This window comes from Nonomuraea sp. NPDC003707 (assembly GCF_053587055.1).
Genome location: NZ_JBSFNK010000006.1, coordinates 153,023 through 171,773, shown reverse-complemented (window position 1 = coordinate 171,773; position 18,751 = coordinate 153,023). Strand labels below are relative to the sequence as shown.

General features: G+C 70.8%; 16 protein-coding genes. 7 read left to right on the top strand and 9 right to left on the bottom strand.

Features of this window, described 5'->3' with window-relative positions; all coding sequences use genetic code 11:
* Nucleotides 1-10: 10 nt before the first annotated feature.
* The 7 genes from ACWDRB_RS17680 to ACWDRB_RS17650 form a co-directional block, all read right to left on the bottom strand.
* A complete protein-coding gene (locus ACWDRB_RS17680; protein WP_449894972.1) occupies nucleotides 11-790 on the bottom strand; it encodes a metal ABC transporter ATP-binding protein in 780 nt (259 codons plus the stop codon).
* Complete coding sequence (locus ACWDRB_RS17675) at nucleotides 787-1,701, bottom strand: metal ABC transporter substrate-binding protein (protein WP_363967345.1); 915 nt, start codon at nucleotides 1,699-1,701, stop codon at nucleotides 787-789. Before ACWDRB_RS17675 ends, ACWDRB_RS17680 begins: the two co-directional genes overlap by 4 nt.
* Nucleotides 1,702-1,854: 153 nt before the next feature.
* Nucleotides 1,855-2,715, bottom strand: a complete 861-nt coding sequence (fdhD, locus tag ACWDRB_RS17670; protein WP_350725062.1) for a formate dehydrogenase accessory sulfurtransferase FdhD — start codon at nucleotides 2,713-2,715, stop codon at nucleotides 1,855-1,857.
* Between the two features lie 29 nt (nucleotides 2,716-2,744).
* Nucleotides 2,745-3,587, bottom strand: coding sequence for a 2Fe-2S iron-sulfur cluster-binding protein (locus tag ACWDRB_RS17665; protein WP_364239898.1), 843 nt, complete (start codon nucleotides 3,585-3,587; stop codon nucleotides 2,745-2,747).
* Entirely contained in the window at nucleotides 3,584-5,377 is a 1,794-nt protein-coding gene (locus tag ACWDRB_RS17660; RefSeq protein WP_449894969.1) for an NAD(P)H-dependent oxidoreductase subunit E, read from the bottom strand. Before ACWDRB_RS17660 ends, ACWDRB_RS17665 begins: the two co-directional genes overlap by 4 nt.
* 4 nt (nucleotides 5,378-5,381) lie before the next feature.
* Nucleotides 5,382-7,283 carry a molybdopterin oxidoreductase family protein gene (locus ACWDRB_RS17655; protein ID WP_449894967.1) on the bottom strand — a complete coding sequence of 634 codons (1,902 nt, stop codon included), beginning with the start codon at nucleotides 7,281-7,283 and terminating at the stop codon, nucleotides 5,382-5,384.
* A gap of 38 nt (nucleotides 7,284-7,321) precedes the next feature.
* Nucleotides 7,322-8,299, bottom strand: coding sequence for a 2-dehydropantoate 2-reductase (locus ACWDRB_RS17650; RefSeq protein ID WP_350725070.1), 978 nt, complete (start codon nucleotides 8,297-8,299; stop codon nucleotides 7,322-7,324).
* A gap of 67 nt (nucleotides 8,300-8,366) precedes the next feature.
* Here ACWDRB_RS17650 and ACWDRB_RS17645 point away from each other — a divergent pair, with 67 nt between their 5' ends.
* From ACWDRB_RS17645 to ACWDRB_RS17615, 7 genes are all read left to right on the top strand, one after another.
* Nucleotides 8,367-9,551 (top strand): molybdopterin molybdotransferase MoeA, encoded by a 1,185-nt coding sequence (locus ACWDRB_RS17645; RefSeq protein ID WP_449894964.1) that lies wholly within the window; start codon nucleotides 8,367-8,369, stop codon nucleotides 9,549-9,551.
* 48 nt (nucleotides 9,552-9,599) lie between these two features.
* Nucleotides 9,600-11,306, top strand: a complete 1,707-nt coding sequence (locus ACWDRB_RS17640; RefSeq protein ID WP_350725072.1) for a thiamine pyrophosphate-binding protein — start codon at nucleotides 9,600-9,602, stop codon at nucleotides 11,304-11,306.
* A 12-nt stretch (nucleotides 11,307-11,318) separates the two neighbouring features.
* A complete protein-coding gene (gene frc, locus ACWDRB_RS17635; protein ID WP_350725074.1) occupies nucleotides 11,319-12,542 on the top strand; it encodes a formyl-CoA transferase in 1,224 nt (407 codons plus the stop codon).
* The gene (locus ACWDRB_RS17630; RefSeq protein WP_363967335.1) at nucleotides 12,542-14,653 is read left to right on the top strand and encodes an acetate--CoA ligase family protein; all 2,112 of its coding nucleotides are present in this window, start codon (nucleotides 12,542-12,544) and stop codon (nucleotides 14,651-14,653) included. The genes frc and ACWDRB_RS17630 overlap by 1 nt, the downstream gene beginning before the upstream one ends.
* Nucleotides 14,654-14,730: 77 nt before the next feature.
* A complete protein-coding gene (locus tag ACWDRB_RS17625; RefSeq protein ID WP_355373098.1) occupies nucleotides 14,731-16,221 on the top strand; it encodes an Nramp family divalent metal transporter in 1,491 nt (496 codons plus the stop codon).
* A complete protein-coding gene (locus ACWDRB_RS17620) occupies nucleotides 16,221-16,709 on the top strand; it encodes a hypothetical protein (protein WP_449894959.1) in 489 nt (162 codons plus the stop codon). Before ACWDRB_RS17625 ends, ACWDRB_RS17620 begins: the two co-directional genes overlap by 1 nt.
* Complete coding sequence (locus tag ACWDRB_RS17615) at nucleotides 16,706-17,695, top strand: TerC family protein (protein WP_449894956.1); 990 nt, start codon at nucleotides 16,706-16,708, stop codon at nucleotides 17,693-17,695. The genes ACWDRB_RS17620 and ACWDRB_RS17615 overlap by 4 nt, the downstream gene beginning before the upstream one ends.
* A gap of 41 nt (nucleotides 17,696-17,736) precedes the next feature.
* Here the strand turns inward: ACWDRB_RS17615 and ACWDRB_RS17610 are convergent, their stop codons facing one another.
* Together ACWDRB_RS17610 and ACWDRB_RS17605 are read right to left on the bottom strand one after the other, a co-directional pair.
* Nucleotides 17,737-17,916: a hypothetical protein gene (locus ACWDRB_RS17610; protein ID WP_350725083.1), complete on the bottom strand. Its 180-nt coding sequence runs from the start codon at nucleotides 17,914-17,916 to the stop codon at nucleotides 17,737-17,739.
* A 78-nt stretch (nucleotides 17,917-17,994) separates the two neighbouring features.
* Nucleotides 17,995-18,732: a GntR family transcriptional regulator gene (locus ACWDRB_RS17605; RefSeq protein ID WP_350725084.1), complete on the bottom strand. Its 738-nt coding sequence runs from the start codon at nucleotides 18,730-18,732 to the stop codon at nucleotides 17,995-17,997.
* Between the last annotated feature and the right edge of the window lie 19 nt (nucleotides 18,733-18,751).

The window sequence follows — 18,751 nt, the reverse complement described above, 5'->3', positions numbered from 1 at the left end:
CGGCCGCCGTTCACGGCGCCTCCCCCTGCCAGCCGGTCAACGGCCCCGCGGCCGGCGTGGCCGCGTGCGGATGCTGATGTTCGTGGCCCGGCCGGGCGCAGTCGCCCTCCGGGCGCGGCGGCCTGCCGTCGTGCGCGACGCGGCCCTCGCGGATCACCACGCCGCGCGTGATGATCGGCTCCAGCGGCCCCAGCTCGTGCGCGACCAGCACCACCGTCTTGCCGTCGCGTACCAGCCCGGCCAGCGTGTCGGCCAGCAACTGCTGCGTGTCGGCGTCCACGCCCGCCGTCGGCTCGTCCATCACGTACGTGTCCGGCTCTCCGGCCAGCGCCCGGGCGATGAGCACCCGCTGCTGCTGGCCGCCGGACAGCGACTGGACGGGGTCGTTCGCGCGGTCGGCCAGCCGGACGGCCTCCAGCGCGTCGGCCACGGCGGCCTTGTCGGCCGGGCTGGTCCTGCGCAGCCGGCTCTGCCTGGCGATCCGGCCCGAGGCCACGACCTCGCGTACGGTGGCGGGCACGCCGCCCCCGACCTGGAGCCGCTGCGGCACGTAGCCGATGCGCCACCAGTCGCGGAACCTGCCCGGCGGGGACCCGTACATCAGCGTCGAGCCGCCGGTGAGCGGCGTGAGGCCGAGCAGTGCGCGGACCAGCGTCGACTTGCCCGAGCCGTTGGCCCCCAGGAGGGCGACGACCTCACCCGGGCAGACGGTCAGGTCGATCCCCCGGAGGACGGGCTTGCCATCGAAGGAGACCCGGCCGTCGGTCATCGCGAAGGCCGTTTCGCTCATGCCGTACACCCCAGTGCTGTTTGTAGGGTTTTGAGGTTATCGCGCATGGCCGACAGGTAATCGCCGGAGGGCCGGCTCTCCAGCGGGTCGAGCACGGCGGTCTTCGCGCCCACCTCGTTCGCGAGCACCTCGGCCACCTTGGGGCTGACCAGGGACTCGGTGAAGATCGTGGTCACACCCTCGGCCTTGGCCAGCTTGGCCACCTCGGAGATGCGCGCGGGCGACGGCTCGGTCTCGGGGTCGAGCGTGATGCCGACCTGCTTGAGTTTGTAACGGTCCGCCAGGTAGCCGAACGCCTCGTGCGCCGTGACCAGGGACTTGGTCCTGCACGTGCTCAGGCCCTTGGCGAACTCCTGGTCGAGCGTTCCAAGCGCGCCCGCCGTCTTGGCGGCGCGGTCCTTGTACGCCTGCGCGTGCGCCGGGTCGGCGGCGGCCAGGCGCTCGCCGAGCTTGGTGGCGATGGTGGCCAGGCGGGTGGGGTCCAGCCAGAGGTGCGGGTCGTACGAGACCTCGTGGCCGTGCTCCTCCTCGCCCTCCTCGTGCCCGCTCGCGGGCAGGGTCGTGACGGCCGTGGCGGCGTCGAAGCTCTTGTCGGCGTCGACCGCGTCGTCCACGGCGGGCTGCACGCCCTTGATGTAGACCGTGAGCGCCGCCTTCTGGATCTCGGTCACCTGCTGGATGCTCAGCTCGAGGTCGTGCGGCTCGACGCCGGGGGCGGTCAGGACGGTCACGTGCGCGTCGGATCCTCCCACCTGCTCGGTCAGCCATTGGAGCGGATAGAACGCGGCGACCACCTCCGGCCTGCCCCCTGCGGCGGTCTCGGCGGAGCCGGATCCGCAGGCGGCGGTGGTGAGGAGGGTGGCCCCGGCCAGCAATCCGACGGCGTACGACCGGGAAAATCCTGACATCATGTGAGTCAGTATGCGCCAAAATGAAAATGGTTGTCAAAATCCTCTGGCGACGGCTCGCAGCGACCGAGCCCGCCTCCGCGAAGCGGAGGCAATAAGCAGGGAGGGGATGCCGGACGGCGGCTGGGGGCCAGGGCGCCGTGCGGCATCCCGCCATCACCCCGGTGAGTGTGCGCCGGCCGAGCCATAGCCGGCGCTCGGGGTGATGCTCAGGCGGCGCTCGCCCGTATAGACGTTCATCGAGTCCCCGCGCAGGAACCCGATGAGCGTCAGCCCCTCCTCCGCGGCCAGTTCGACCGCGAGCGACGACGGCGCCGAGACAGCGGCGAGCACCGGGATGCCCCCCATGACCGCTTTCTGCACCAGCTCGAACGAGGCCCGGCCCGACACCATCAGGACGGTCCCGCGCAAAGGGAGCCGGTCGTTGCGCAGGGCCCAGCCGAGCAGCTTGTCCACCGCGTTGTGCCGGCCCACGTCCTCGCGCACGCACAGCGGCTCGCCGTCGGACGTGAACAGGCCGGCCGCGTGCAGGCCCCCGGTCCGGTCGAACACCCGCTGGGCCGCGCGCAGCCGGTCCGGCAGGGCGGCGACGGTCGGCTGCGCCAGCTCGACCGGGTCGTCTCCGGCGCTCCAGCGAGCCACCGTGCGTACCGCCTCCAGCGACGCCTTGCCGCAGACGCCGCAGGAGGACGTGGTGTAGAAGTTGCGCGGCGCGGGCGCCGTCACGCCGGGCGCCAGCCGCACGTCGAGCACGTTGTACGTGTTCCCGCCGTCCACCGTCGCGCCCGCGCAGTAGCGGATCGTGGCGATGTCGTCGGCCGCGCCCACGGCCCCCTCGCTGACCAGGAACCCGGCGGCCAGGTCGAAGTCGTCGCCGGGCGTGCGCATGGTGACCGTCAGCGGCGTCCCGTCGAGGCGGATCTCCAGCGGCTCCTCGGCGGCCAGCGAGTCGACCTTGGGGATGCGGGCGGTGTCCTTGACCCGCAGGATCCGCCGTTTCACCGCGACCCTAGACACGAGCGCTCCCCTCGGCCCGGATGAGCGCCCTAGACATAGCCGTACCCGAAGCGGCCCTTGACGCAGAGGTTGCCCTTGGTCACCGGGTTGTCGTGCGGCGAGCTCACCTTGACGATCTTGTTGTCCTGCACGTGCAGGGTCAGGTTGCAGCCGACCCCGCAGTAGCTGCAGACCGTCGTGGTCTCGCTCTGCCGCGACTCGTCCCAGGTGCCCTCGGCCCGCATGTCGAACTCGGTCTTGAACGACAGCGCGCCCGTCGGGCACACCTCCACGCAGTTGCCGCAGTAGACGCAGGCCGAGTCGGTGAGCGGCGCCTCGAACTCCGTGGAGATCGTCGCGTCGAACCCGCGGCCCGCGACGGCGATGGCGAAGGTGTTCTGCCACTGGTCGCCGCAGGCGTCCACGCACTTGTAGCACAGGATGCACTTGCTGTAGTCGCGCACGTAGAGGTCGTTGTCCACCTTGGCGGGCTGCTCGACCGTGGCCGCGTCGTCGCCGAACCGCGTGGGATCGGCGCCGTACTCCTCGGCCCACTCGGCGGCGCGAGGGGTGGTCGACAGGTCCACGGAGGAGCCGAGCAGCTCCAGCACCACCTTGCGGCTCTGCCGGGCCCGCTCGGTGTCGGTGCCGACCTTCATGCCGGCCTCGGCCTTGCGGGAGCAGGCGGGCGCCAGCGTCCTGGCGCCCTCCACCTCCACGACGCAGACGCGGCAGGCGTTCTTCGGGGTCAGCGTGTCGCCGTAGCAGAGGGTGGGGATGTCCTTGCCCGCCGCGTGGCAGGCGTCGAGGATCGTCGAGCCCTCCGGCACCCGTACGTCCTCGCCGTCGATCTGGACGTCGATGAGCCGCCGGGGCGGCTGGAGCGGGATCATTTGAACACTCCCAGACGGTCGATGGCCGATTCGACGGCGTTCCAGGCGGTCTGTCCGAGGCCGCAGATCGAGGCGTCCCGCATGGTCTGGCCGACCTCGCGCAGCAGCACGAGATCATCGTCGGAGACCCGGCGCGACAGCCGGTGCAGGGCCTCCTCCTGCCGTACGGTGCCGACCCGGCAGGGCACGCACTGGCCGCAGGACTCGTCGCGGAAGAACTCCGCGATGCGCAGCAGCAGCCGTTTCATGTCCACGGTGTCGTCGATGACGAGCACCACGCCGGAGCCGAGCGTCGCCCCCGCGTTCCTGGTGCCCTCGAAGGTGAGCGGGATGTCCAGGTCGGTGACGAACGCGCCGGCCGCGCCGCCGAGCAGCACCGCCTTCGTCGTGCCGGTGGTGCCGGTCATGTCCAGGAGCTCGCGCAACGTCGTCCCGAACGTGAGCTCGTACACGCCGGGCCGCTCGACCGCGCCCGAGACGCAGAACAGCTTGGGCTCGGCCGCCGTGTACGCCCGGGCGCCGCGCTCCAGGATCGGCAGCACGTTGACCAGCGTCTCGACGTTGTTGACCACGGTCGGCTTGCCGAACAGCCCCTTCTCCACGGGGAACGGCGGCTTGCTGCGCGGCTCGCCCCGCTGCCCCTCGATGGAGTTGAAGATCGCGGTCTCCTCGCCGCAGATGTACGCGCCCGCGCCCCTGCGCAGCTCGATGTCGAACGACAGGCCCTTGCCGAGGATGTCGTCGCCGAGCAGGCCCCGTGCGCGCGCGGTCGCGATGGCGTGCTGGAGCCGCGCGGTCGCCCTGGGGTATTCGCCCCTGATGTAGAGGTATCCCTTGGCGCAGCCGGTGGCGTAGGCGGCGATCGTCATCGCCTCCACCAGCGCGTACGGGTCGCCCTCCATGATCACGCGGTCCTTGAACGTGCCCGGCTCGCTCTCGTCGGCGTTGCAGACCAGGTAGTGCGGGTGGTCGGGCTGGCGCGCGGTGGCGTCCCACTTGCGGCCGGTCGGGAACGCGGCGCCGCCCCTGCCGACCAGCCCCGACTCCAGGACCTCCCGGATGACCCCGGCGGGCCCCAGCTCGAACGCCCTCCTGAGCGCGCTGTAGCCGCCGGCCGCCCGGTAGTCGTCCAGGCTCGCGGGATCGGTCGTGCCGACCCTCCTGAGCAGGGTCAGCCCGTCCTGCCCGGACTGCGGCACGGCCGCCGCCACCGGGGCGTCGCCGGCGACGTCGAGGCTGGGGGTGGTGCCGTTGGGGGTGGGGGCGTCCAGGGTCAGGGAGGCGTTCGCGGGCGCGTACACCTGGGCCTTGGGAGGCGTGCCCGCCTCCAGGGCGAGCGCGGCGGGGGCCCGCTCACACAGGCCCAGGCAGGGGCTCTCGTGCCACGCCTTGCCGGGCGGGCCGAGCCGCTCCTCCACCCGCCTGCGTACGTCCTCGCCACCCTTGGCCTGGCAGGCCAGGTCGGTGCAGACGTGCAGCACCCGCTTCGGCCGCGGCTCCATGGAGAACAGCGAGTAGAACGTCGCCACCCCGTACGCCTCGGCGGGCGGCACGGTCAGGCGGCGGCAGATGTAGTCGAGCGCGCCCTCGCTGATCCACCCGACCCGGTCGTTGACCGCGTGCAGCGCGGGCAGCAGCATGTCGCGCTGCGACTCGGCGCGGGCGGCCACCCGCAGGTCGGCCTCGGTCCTCCCGCCGCCGTCCCACGCCGACGCGGGCGGCCCGAGCAGGGCGTCGACGGCCGCGCGCTCCTCGTCGGACGGCTCTGCGCCACGGAACCTCAGATCCATCTGATCACCCGGCCTTCACGAGCTTCTCGACGCGTACGGCCGCCGCCTTGAACTCGGCGGTGCCCGCGATCGGGCAGGTGGCCTCGATGGTGAGCGAGTTGGTGTCCACCTCGTCCGGGAAGTGCATGGTCATGAACACCAGCCCCGGCCGCAGGGCGGGGTCTATGAACACCGGCGCGACCACCGACCCGCGCCGCGAGCTGATCCGCACCTCCTCGCCCGCGACGACGCCGAGCCGGTCGGCGTCCTCGGGGCAGAGCTCCACCGTCTCGCCCCGGCGCAGGGGAGAGGCGAACCCGGAGGACTGCACGCCCGTGTTGTACGAGTCGAGCCGCCGCCCGGTCGTCAGCCGCAGCGGATACTCCTCGTCCAGCAGGTCCACCGGCGGCGAGTGGCGCAGCACCGCGAACGGCGCCGGCACGCCCCGCCTGACCGGGTCGCTCTCCCACAGCCTGCCGTGCAGGTAGGGCGGCTCCAGCGAGTCCTCCGACGGGCAGGGCCACTGGATGCCCTGCAGGTCGGCCAGCCGCTCGTAGGTCATGCCGTGGTGCTGGGGCGACATGGCGCGCAGCTCGTTCCAGACCTCCTCGGCGCCGTCGTAGTGCCAGTCGTGGCCCAGCCTGCGGGCCAGCTCGCACATGATCCAGATGTCGTCGCGCGCCTCGCCCGGCGGATCCAGGGCCTTGCGGACCCGCTGGACGCGGCGCTCGCTGTTGGTGAACGTGCCGTCCGCCTCGCACCAGGCGGCGCTGGCAGGCAGCACGACGTCGGCCATCTGGGCGGTCTTGGTGAGGAAGATGTCCTGCACGACCAGGTGGTCGAGCATGGACAGGCGCTTGATGCAGGCCAGCGAGTCGGCCTCGGACTGCACGGGGTTCTCACCGATGAGATAGCAGGTGGTCACCTCGCCGTCGGCCATGGCCTCCAGCATCTGGGTGAGGTTGAGTCCGTAGCGGGGCTGGATCTCCCTGCCCCACACGCTCTCGAAACGCGCCCGGATGCCGGGGTCGAGGATGTCCTGGAAGCCGGGCAGCCGGTTGGGGATGGCGCCCATGTCGCCGCCGCCCTGCACGTTGTTCTGGCCGCGCAGCGGCGACAGGCCGGAGCCGTAACGGCCGACGTGGCCGGTGAGCAGGGACAGGTTGATCAGGGCCCGTACGTTGTCCGTCGCGTTGTGGTGCTCGGTGATGCCGAGCGTCCAGCACAGCTGGGCGCGGTCGGCGCGGGCGTAGGCGTGGGCCAGCTCGCGGATGGCGTGCGCGGGCACGCCGGTGACCTGCTCGGCGGTGGTGAGGGTCCAGGGCTCGACCGACTCCTTGAACTCCTCGAACCCGATCGTGGCCCGCTCGATGAACGCCTCGTTGTGCAGCCCGGCGTGGATGATCTCCCTGGCCACCGCGTGGGCGAGGGGGATGTCGGTGCCCACGTTCAGCCCCAGCCACAGGTCGGCCCACTGGGCGGTGCCGGTGCGGCGCGGGTCCACCGCGAACATCCGCGCGCCGTTGTGGATGCCCTTCAGCACGTGCTGGAAGAAGATGGGGTGGGCGTTACGCGCCGCCGAACCCCACATCACGATCACATCGGTGTCCTCCACCTCCTGGTAGGAGGACGTGCCGCCACCACTGCCGAACACCGCCGACAGCCCCGCCACGCTCGGCGCGTGGCAGGTGCGGTTGCAGGAGTCCACGTTGTTGGTGCCGATCACCACGCGGGTGAACTTCTGCCCGACGTAGTTCATCTCGTTGGTGGAGCGGGCGCACGACAACATGGCGAAGCAGTCGGGCCCATGCGCGGCGAGGTTGCGGCGGAAGCCCTCCGCCGCCCGCTCCAGGGCCTCTTCCCAGGTCGCCCTGCGCAGCACGCCGTTCTCACGCACCAGTGGATGGGTCAGGCGGTCATAGCTCATGATCCCTCCATTCTGTATACAGGCTACGGTATTCCCCGCTAGACCGCGCGGACAAGGTTGGCGTTGAGGAGGTCGCTCACCGCGTGGATGGCACGCAGCGTCGGCACCTCGGCGCCGGTGAGGTCGGCCAGCTCGACCACCGCCGCGAGCAGCACGTCCAGCTCCAGCGGCTTGCCCTTCTCCAGGTCCTGCAGCGTGGAGGTCTTGTGCTCGCCCGCCTTCTCCGCCCCCTTCAGGCGGCGCTCGATGGAGATCCCCGGGTCGCAGCCGACCCGCCCGGCCACCTCGACGGTCTCCCGCATCATGGCCACGACCAGCTCCCTGGCGCCGTCGTGGCGGCAGATCCCGGCCATCGTCGCCCTGGCCAGCGCGCTGATCGGGTTGAAAGCGATGTTGCCCATGAGCTTGACCCACACGTCTTTGCGCAGGTCGCGCTCCACCGGGCACTTGAGCCCGCCGGCTATCGCGGCCTGGCTAAAGGCGGCGCACCGCTCGGTCAGCTCGCCGTCCGGCTCGCCGATGGAGAAGCGGGTGCCCTCAAGATGGCGGATCACGCCGGGCCGCTCGATCTCGGTGGCGGCGTACACGACGCAGCCGACGGCACGGTGCAGGGGCAGCGCGGTCGTGACCGCGCCGCCCGGGTCGACGCTCTCGATGCGGTAGCCCTCGTAGGGGCCCTTGAGCCCGTGGAAGTACCACCACGGGATGCCGTTCTGCGCGGCGATGATGCTCGTGGCCTCGTGCAGGAGCGGCCTGATCATGGGGCCCGCAGAGGCGTAGCTGTTCGCCTTGAGGCCCAGGAAGACGTGGTCCACCGGGCCGACCTGAGTGGTGTCGTCGGTGGCATGGGGATGGGCGGTGAAGTCGCCTCTGGGGGTGAGCACCCGCACACCGGCGCGCCGGATCGCCTGCAGGTGCTCGCCTCTCGCGATGAGGTGCACCTCGACTCCCGCCCGGTGGAGGGCGGCCCCCACGTATGCGCCGATGGCGCCGGCGCCAAGAACAGCGACCTTCATGCTGCGCTCCGTTCTCGCGTCGGATTTGCATTCGGTATACAGTATGGAAAAACGTGGGTCAAGGAGCATGCCTGTGACCGTTCTTCGGCATGATCTAGTGGTGGAATCGACGACCTGGGTGACCGCGCGGGCCCTCGCGAAGGGGGCCGCGACGCCCCTCGAACCCGCGTCCGTGCTGCTCGCAGACGCTCTCGGCGGCCGCCTCGCCGCGCCGTTGACGGCGCTGGTGGCGGTGCCCGGGGTGGACGTTTCGGCGATGGACGGCTACGCGGTGGCCGGTGCCGGTCCGTGGCGGGTGGTCGGCCGGGTGCTGGCCGGTGGCGCCTGCTACGGGGAGGAGTTGCGGCCGGGGGAGGCGGTCGAGATCGCCACCGGCGCTCCGACGCCCGCGGGGGCGTCGGCGGTGCTGCCGTACGAGCAGGCCGCGGTGGACGGGGCGCGGGTGAACGGCACGGCCGAGCTCGGGCGGCACATCCGGCGGCGGGGCGAGGACATCGCCGAGGGCGCGGTCGTGCTGGGCGCGGGCGCGGTGGTGACCCCGGTGGCGCTCGGGCTGGCCGCCGCGCTGGGCCACGACGAGCTGCCGGTACGGCCCCGCCCGCGGGTCGCGGTGCTGATCACCGGGGACGAGGTCGTGCACGAGGGTCTGCCCGCGCCGGGCAGGGTGCGCGACGCCATCGGCCCGTTCCTGCCGGGGCTGGTGGCGTGGGCCGGCGGCCGGGTGGCGAGCACCGACGTGCTGCCCGACGGCCGGGAAGCGCTCCGCGCCGCACTCAAGACCGGGACGGCAGACGTGGTCGCCGTGTGCGGCGCGTCGTCCAAGGGGCCCGCCGACCACCTCAGGGCCGTGCTGGGCGACCTCGGCGCCGACGTGATCGTCGACGGTGTCGCCGTCCGGCCCGGGCACCCGCAACTGCTGGCCCGGCTGCCGGGAGGGGCGCTGGTCGTCGGCCTGCCGGGAAACCCGTTCGCGGCCCTCGGCGCGGCCCTCACGCTGCTCGCGCCCATCCTGCGCGAGCTGGCCGGGATCCCCGTCCGCACGGAGACGTCGGCGCTGGCCGGAGCGGTGCGGGCGCACCCGCGCGACACGCGGCTCGTGCCGGTCCGGAGGTCGGGCCGGGACGCGGTGCCGGTGGGGCACGACCGGCCGGGTTCGCTGTGGGGGGCGGCGCTGGCCGACGCGCTGGCCGTCGTCCCTCCGGGGTGGGCCGGTGAGCAGGTCGAGCTGATCGAGTTGCCCCCTGGGGGCTAGACAGGCCGAACGGGAGGGAGTAACCATTGCGGTCATACGGTATGCAGTATGCGGAAGACAGCCGACGCCGGAAAGGGTGGCATGATGTCGGAAACGATCTCTGGTGGTCATCTCGTAGCCAAGGCACTCAAAGCCGAGGGTGTGGACGTGATCTACACGCTCTGCGGCGGCCACATCATCGATATCTATGACGGCTGCGTCGATGAGGGCATCGAGGTCATCGACGTACGCCACGAGCAGGTGGCGGCACACGCGGCCGACGGGTACGCGCGCATCACCGGCAAGCCCGGCTGCGCGGTGGTCACCGCCGGGCCGGGCACGACCGACGCGGTCACCGGCGTGGCCAACGCCTTCCGCGCGGAGAGCCCCATGTTGCTCATCGGCGGCCAGGGAGCGCTGAGCCAGCACAAGATGGGCTCGCTGCAGGACCTGCCGCACGTGGACATGATGAGCCCGATCACCAAGTTCGCGGCCACGGTGCCGAGCACGGAGCGGGTGGCGGACATCGTGTCGATGGCCTTCCGCGAGTGCTACCACGGCGCTCCGGGCCCGTCGTTCCTGGAGATCCCGCGCGACGTGCTCGACGCGAAGGTCCCCTTGGAGAAGGCGCGCATCCCCAAGGCCGGGCACTACCGGGCCTCGACCCGCCAGCAGGGCGACCCCGAGGCGATCGAGCGGCTGGCCGACATGCTGGCGCACGCGGAGAAGCCGTGCATCCTGCTCGGGAGCCAGGTGTGGACGTGCCGGGCCACGGACGCCGCGATCGACTTCGTCCGGGCCCTGAACGTGCCCGCGTACATGAACGGCTCGGGCCGCGGCACGCTCCCGCCCGGCGACCCGCACCACTTCCAGCTCAGCCGCAGGTACGCCTTCACCAACGCCGACCTGATCATCATCGTCGGCACCCCGTTCGACTTCCGGATGGGCTACGGCAAGCGCCTGTCGCCGACCGCCGCCGTGGTCCAGATCGACCTCGACTACCGCACGGTCGGCAAGAACCGCGACATCGACCTGGGGATCGTCGGCGACGCCGGCCTCGTCCTCGCGGCGGCGGCCCAGGCCGCCAGCGGCCGCATCGAGAACGCGGTCACCAAGCGCAAGGAGTGGATGGACGAGCTGCGCGCGGTCGAGACCCAGGCGTACGAGAAGCGCCTGCCCCGCCAGCTCTCCGGCGCCCAGCCCATCGACCCCTACCGCCTGGTCCACGAGATCAACGAGTTCCTCACCGAGGACACGATCTACATCGGCGACGGCGGCGACATCGTCACCTTCTCCGGCCAGGTCGTGCAGCCCAAGTCGCCCGGCCACTGGATGGACCCGGGACCGCTCGGCACGCTCGGCGTCGGCATGGCGTTCGCGATGGCGGCCAAGCAGGCGCGGCGCGACAAGGAGGTGCTCTGCCTGTTCGGCGACGGCGCCTTCAGCCTGACCGGCTGGGACTTCGAGACCATGGTCCGCTTCGACCTGCCGTTCATCGGGGTCATCGGCAACAACTCGTCCATGAACCAGATCAGGTACGGCCAGGCCGCCAAGTACGGCGAGGACCGCGCCCGCGTCGGCAACACTCTCGGCGACATCCGCTACGGCGACTTCGCCAAGTTGCTCGGCGGCCACGGCGAGGAGGTGCGCGACCCGGCCGAGATCCGCCCCGCGCTGGAGCGGGCCAGGGAGTCGGGCAAGCCCTCGCTGATCAACGTGTGGGTCGATCCAGAGGTCTACGCCCCCGGAACCATGAACCAGACGATGTACAAGTAGGGGAGCGCCCAGATGAAGGCTCTCGAAGGTGTCCGCGTCCTCGACATGACCCACGTCCAGTCGGGCCCGTCCTGCACCCAGCTGCTCGCCTGGCTGGGCGCGGACGTCGTCAAGCTGGAGGCCCCGACCGGCGACATCACCCGGCAGCAGCTCCGCGATCTCCCGGACGTCGACAGCCTCTATTTCACGATGCTCAACTGCAACAAGCGCAGCATCACCCTCAACATGAAGAGCGAGCGCGGCAAGGAGATCTTCACCGACCTGGTGAGGAGCGCCGACATCCTGGTCGAGAACTTCGGCCCGGGCGCGGTCGACCGCATGGGCTTCACCTGGGACCGGCTCCAGGAGCTCAACCCGCGCCTGATCTACGCCTCGATCAAGGGCTTCGGCACCGGCAGGTACGCCAAGTTCAAGGCGTACGAGGTGATCGCCCAGGCCATGGGCGGCTCGATGACCTCCACCGGCTTCGAGGAGGGCCCGCCGCTGGCCACCGGGGCGCAGATCGGCGACTCGGGCACCGGCATCCACGCGGTCGCCGGCATCCTGGCCGCCCTCTACCAGCGCCAGCAGACCGGCCGCGGGCAGCGCGTACAGGTGGCCATGCAGCACGCCGTGCTGAACCTGTGCCGCGTCAAGCTCCGCGACCAGCAGCGCCTGGCGCACGGCCCGCTGCGCGAGTACCCGAACAAGACGTTCGGCGACGAGGTGCCCCGCTCGGGCAACGCCAGCGGCGGCGGCCAGCCCGGCTGGGCGGTGCGCTGCGCGCCCGGCGGACCCAACGACTACATCTACGTGATCGTGCAGCCGGTCGGCTGGAAGCCCATCTCGAACATCATCGGCCGCCCCGAGCTGGCCGAGGACCCCGAGTGGGCGACGCCCGAGGCGCGGCTGCCGAAGCTGGACAAGATGTTCCAGCTCATCGAGGAGTGGACGATCCGCCACGACAAGTGGACGGTCCTCGACCGGCTCAACGCCGAGAACATCCCGTGCGGGCCGATCCTGTCCACCAAGGAGCTGGTCCAGGACGAGAGCCTGCGCGAGGAGGGCATCGTCGTCACGGTCGACCACCCGGAGCGCGGCGAGTTCGTGACCGTCGGCAGCCCGCTGCAGCTGTCGGACTCCCCGGTCGACGTCCGGACCCCGCCCCTGCTCGGCGAGCACAACCAGGAGATCTACGGCGAGCTCGGCGTCAGCGCGGACGAGCTGGCCCAACTCAGGACGAACGGAGTCATCTAGTGGTCCGCGAAGTCATCGAGAAGGCGCTCGCCGAGGGCCGCACGGCCCTGACCGCCCCCGAGGGGCGCAAGATCTGCGAGGAGTACGGCATCGCCACCCCGGGCGAGGGCCTGGCCACCTCGGCCGACGAGGCGGTCTCCATCGCCGAGCGCATCGGCCTCCCGGTCGTCCTGAAGATCGTCTCCCCGGACATCCTGCACAAGACGGACGCGGGCGGCGTGCTGGTCGGCCTGAAGAGCGCGGAGGAGGTCCGCGCGGGCTACGACACGATCCTCGCCAACGCCCGCGCGTACAACGCCGACGCCGCCATCGACGGCGTCCAGGTGCAGCAGCTCGTCGGCGGCGGCCACGAGGTCATCGTCGGCGCCGTCACCGACCCCACGTTCGGCAAGGTCATCGCGTTCGGGCTGGGCGGCGTCCTGGTCGAGGTGCTCAAGGATGTGACCTTCCGGCTCGCCCCCGTCTCGGGAGAAGATGCACTTGGGATGCTGGACGACATCAGGGCGGCAGAAGTGCTCCGTGGTGCCCGGGGGGCCGAGCCCGCCGACCGCCAGGCGCTGGCGGAGCTGATCGAGCGTGTCGGGCGGCTGGTCTCCGACTTCCCCGAGATCGTCGAGGTGGACCTCAACCCCGTCTTCGCCGACGCCAACGGCGCGGTCGCCGCCGACGTGCGCATCCTCATCGGCGACAAACCCGCCGAGGTCGCCCGCCTGTCGCGGGAGGAGATCCTCCGGCAGATGACGCGGATCTTCAAGCCGCGCTCGGTGGCCGTGATCGGCGCCTCCGCCGAGACCGGCAAGATCGGCAACTCGGTCATGCGCAACCTCATCAACGGCGGCTATCAGGGGCAGATCTTCCCGATCAACCCCAAGGCCGACGAGATCATGGGGCTGACCGCGTACAAGAGCATCTCGGACGTGCCCGGCGACGTGGACGTGGCCGTGTTCGCGATCCCCGCCAAGTTCGTGGCGCCGGCGCTGGAGGAGACCGGGCGCAAGGGCGTGGCGGGCGCGATCATGATCCCGTCGGGGTTCGCCGAGACGGGGAACGTCGAGGGGCAGAAGGAGATCGTCGAGATCGCGCGCAGGCACGGCGTGCGCATGCTCGGACCCAACATCTACGGCTACTACTACACGCCGGAGAACCTCTGCGCGACGTTCTGCACCCCGTACGACGTCAAGGGCAGCGTGGCGCTGACCTCGCAGAGCGGCGGCATCGGCATGGCCATCCTGGGCTTCAGCCGCACCACGAAGATGGGCGTCTCGGCCATCGTCGGCGTCGGCAACAAGGCCGACGTGGACGAGGACGACCTGCTGACCTTCTTCGAGCAGGACGACAACACCAAGGCCGTCGCCATGCACCTGGAGGACCTCAAGGACGGCCGCGGCTTCGTCGAGGCCGCGCGCCGGGTCGTCAGGCAGAAGCCGGTCATCGTGCTCAAGGCCGGCCGCACCGCGATGGGCGCGCGGGCGGCGGGCTCGCACACGGGCGCGCTGGCGGGCGACGACAAGGTCTACGACGACATCCTGCGGCAGGCCGGGGTCGTGCGCGCGCCGGGCCTCAACGACATGCTCGAATACGCCCGCGCGCTGCCGATCCTGCCCGCGCCCAAGGGCGAGAACGTCGTCATCATCACCGGGGCGGGCGGCTCCGGCGTGCTGCTGTCCGACGCCATCGTGGACGCCGGGCTGACGCTCATGGACATCCCGCCCGACCTGGACGCGGCCTTCCGCGCCTACATCCCGCCGTTCGGCGCGGCGGGCAACCCCATCGACATCACCGGCGGCGAACCCCCCTCGACCTACGAGAACACGGTCCGCCTCGGCCTGGCCGACGAGCGCATCCACGCGCTCGTCCTGGGCTACTGGCACACGATCGTGACGCCGCCGATGGTCTTCGCCGAGCTCATCGCCCGCGTCGTGGCGGAGGAGCGGGCGAAGGGCAACGTCAAGCCGGTCGTCGCGTCGCTCGCCGGCGACACCGAAGTAGAGGAGGCCAGCGAGTACCTGTTCGAGCACGGCGTGGTCGCGTACCCGTACACGACGGAGAAGCCCGTGGCGGTCCTCGGCGCGAAATACCGCTGGGCCAGGGCTGCCGGTTTGTTGCGCTAAGAGCCGAGCGCAACAAACCGGGTGAGGGGGCTAATCGGGGCGCACGAGGAAGCAACAACCCCCCAGGAGGTCCGTAGGTGGACACATCGAAAACACCACCGGCGACGGCCACGCCGCCGGTCGAGGACGAACGAGTATGGAAAGCGGGCCGGCTCGCGCCGATGCCCATCAGGAAGCTGCCCGACGCGCCTCCGTCGGTGCACATTCTCGGGCCGACGGTCTTCCTCGTCGCGCTGGGCGTGGGCATGGGCGAGTCGTACATGTGGCCCAGGCTGGTGCTGCTGTTCGGGCCCGAGATCAGGTGGCTGTTCCTGATCGGCGTCACGCTGCAGGCCTTCGTGATGCTGGAGATGGCGCGCTACGCCATGGCGACCGGGGAGAGCATCTTCTCCGGTGCGGCCCGGGTGTTCAAGCCGCTGATGTGGTTCTTCTTCATCGTGGCCATCGCCGTCTACATCTGGCCGGGACACCTGTCGGCCGGAGCGGCGGCGTTCGAGGAGATCACCGGCATTCCATGGATGGTGACCGCCATCATCGGGCTCATCCTGGTCGGCGTGGTGTTCAGCCTGGCCAAGGTGATCTACAACGTGCTCGAGAACGTGCTGTCGCTGCTCATCGGCGTACTCGTGATCGGCACGGCGGTGGTCGCCGCCATGGTCGGCTCCTGGGGCGACGTGGCCTCCACGCTCAGCGGCATGTTCTCCTTCGGCTACTTCCCGTCGGAGGCCATGTCGGCGGCCTGGTTCCCCGTCATCGTGGGGGCGTGCGCCTTCGCCGGACCCTCCGGCATGCAGCAGATGTGGTACACACTGCACCTGCGTGACTCCGGGGCCGGCATGGGCGCGCACATCCCGCAGATCCGCGGGCTGCGGCACGCGGGGCAGCAGGAGGAGATGCCCGCGCGCGGGTTCATGTTCGACACCGAGGACCCGGCCGAGATGGCCAAGTGGAAGGGGTGGCGGCGCTGGGTCACGTTCGACGCGCTGCTGCTGTTCTGGGGCGTCACCATGCTGGTGACGATCTCGTTCACGGTGATCGCGCAGTCCGCCGTGCGGCTGAACCCGGGCGTGCGCACCGTCATCCAGGGCGACGACCGCGAGGTGGCACTCACCGCGATGGCCAACGCCGTCTCCCACGCGGGCAGCTCGGTGCTCGGGGCAGTGTTCCTCGGGTTCATCGCGCTGATCGGCCTGAACGCCACCCTGGGGCTGTTCGACTCCTTCTCCCGGGGCCAGGCTGACATGACGTACCACTTCGTGCCCGGGGCGAAGAAGCTGGGCATGTCGCGCCTGTACGGGGTCTTCCTCTGGGGCGTGATCATTTTCGGCATCCTGATCCTGCTGTTCGGACCGGCCGACGGGCCGAGCGGGATCCTGGACACGCTGGCGTTCCTGTCGACGTTCGCGATGGGGGCGTACTGCGTGACCCTGCTCCTGGTGAACAACCGCATGCTGCCCAAACCGATCCGGCCCAAGTGGTGGACGAACGTCATCATCGGCTTCGGTGCGGTGTTCTACCTGGGGATGCTGTTCTACAGTCTGTTCGCCTTCGGCGTGGTCGTGGGCTGATGGACGGACGGCACAGCCTCGAACTCGCCCTGCCAGGGGCGTCGATCGGAGCCGTCGCCGGAGCCATGGCCGGTGGGCTGACCCTGTTCGCGGGGCAGCCCACCGGGATGGCCGCGCTGTCGGCCCTGTCGCTCGCCGTGCCGCTCGCCCTCTTCGGCGGCCTGTACGGCGTGCTGCTCGGCCACGGCGTGTTCCGTCCGGGGACCTTCGGGCCGGTCGGCCTGTACTGGGTGGCGGCCTTCCCCGTGTCCCGGCTCGCGCAGGAGAGCCTGGTCGGGATCGGCCTGGCCGACGGAGTGCTGCCGTTCCTGGCGTACCAGGCGATGGTGAGCCTCGGCTTCGCGATCGGCTTCGTCTGGCTGCACGAGCGGATCATGCCGTACTGGCTGATCCGCCGCGCCGCCGCCAACCCGCTGGCCAAGGACCTGCTCGGCGTCTACGTCCGGCACGCCGGGATGTTGCGCGCACGGAAGGGGGCCCGCCGGTGAACCTGCCGCCCTGGATCTGGCTGGCCACGATCGCCGGCTTCGCGGTCGTGCTCGCCGTGGACTTCTGGCTCGTCGCCAGGAGGCCGCACGAGCCGTCCATGAAGGAGTGCGTGGCCTGGGTCTCGTTCTACGTCGCCCTGGCCGCGGCCTTCGGCGTCGGACTCCTGCTGCTGTCGGGCCCCGCGCACGGCGGGGAGTTCTTCGCCGGCTGGATCACCGAGTACTCGCTCAGCGTGGACAACCTCTTCGTCTTCTTACTGATCATGAGCCGTTTCCAGGTGCCGCGCGAGTACCGCCAGAAGGTGCTGCTCATCGGCATCATCCTGGCGCTGGGGATGCGCGGTGCGTTCATCGCGGCCGGCGCGGGCGCGGTGGCCAGGTTCGACTGGCTCTTCTACGTCTTCGGCGCCTTCCTCGTCTACACGGCGTGGAAGCTCATGGGCGGCGAGGACGACGAGGCGGAGTTCTCCGAGAACGTCGCCCTGCGCGCGGTGCGCCGGGTGCTCCCGACCACGGACACCTATCACGGCGCCCGGCTGACCGTGCACCTCGGCCGCAGGATGGTCACCCCGATGCTGATCGTCATGGTCGCCATCGGGACCACCGACCTGCTGTTCGCGCTCGACTCCATCCCGGCCATCTTCGGCCTCACCAAGGAGCCGTACCTGGTCTTCACCGCCAACGCCTTCGCCCTCATGGGGCTGCGCCAGCTCTTCTTCCTCATCGGCGGGCTGCTCGACCGGCTCGTCTACCTGAGCAAGGGGCTGTCGGTGGTGCTGGCCTTCATCGGCGTGAAGCTGATGCTCGAGGCCCTGCACCACGACGGCGTGTCGTGGGCGCCGGAGATCCCGATCCTGGTCTCCCTCGGCGTCATCGTCGGCACCCTCGCCGTCACCACGGTGCTGAGCCTCATCAAGTCGGCCCGCGACGCGAGGGCGTCCGCCGCGGCCTCGGAGGGGGTGGAGCCCGAGCCCGTGGAACGCTGACCACGCCGCGGCATCGGGGCGATCGTCCCTGCCGCGGCTCCTCAGTGACGCGGACAGTTGGGTACGTCGTGCTCCGCGGCCGCCCACTCGCGCAGGTAGCGGTCCGCTTCGTCGGCGGAGTAGTGCTTCTTGAGAGCTGTGCTCAGACCCAGGCCGATCACCCGGCCGTCCGCTGCCTGGCCCGCGGGATCACCGAGGAGAAAGCGGATGAACGCCTTCATGGTCACGCACCTCCATTCGTCCGGCTCCATCCTCTACCCGAGGTGTTTCGGAGCATGCGGTCTCTTGTGAACGGCAGATCAACCCGGCTGCCGCGTCCGGCGCCGCCGCACCGGCTTGGGCGCCGGCTGGACGGGCTCCTGCTCGCGCTGAGCCATGTACGAGGCGCGGGTGTGCTCGGTGTGCTCGCGCATGATCTTGGCCGCCCGCCGCTCGTCGCCCGCCTCGATGGCGTCGATCAGCGAGGTGTGCTCCTCCCACGAGGCCATGCCGCGCTGGCGGGCCACCGGCGTGTGGTACCACCGCACCCGCCTGGCGACCTGGCTGGCCAGCTCGGAGAGGACCTTGTTGCCCGACAGGGCGGTCACCAGGGCGTGCAGCTCGGAGTTGGTCGCCACGGCGGAGTCGACGTCGTCGGCCTCCACCGCCGCGATGCCCCGCGCGCACAGGGCGCGCAGCCGCTTGACGCCGTCCTCGCCCGCCTGCTTGGCGGCGAGCCTGGCGGACTCGGTCTCCAGCAGCGTGCGCACGGCCAGCAGCTGGTCGGCCTCCTCCACGGTCGGGACATGCACGAACGCGCCCTGGCCGGGGAACAGGTCGACCCAGCCCTCGCCGCTGAGCTGCTGCAGCGCCTCGCGGACCGGCTGCCTGGACACGCCGAGCAGCTCGGCCAGCTCGCTCTCCACGAGGTGCTGGCCCGGCTTGAGCTGCCCGGAGACGATGAGCTCCTGGATAGCCTCGATAACGCTCTCGCGGAGCGTGGCTGGGCGGGGAATCTTGGTGGCCGCCGCCTGACCGGCCTGATCCGACAGCAACATGGTCACGTCTCCAGGGCTG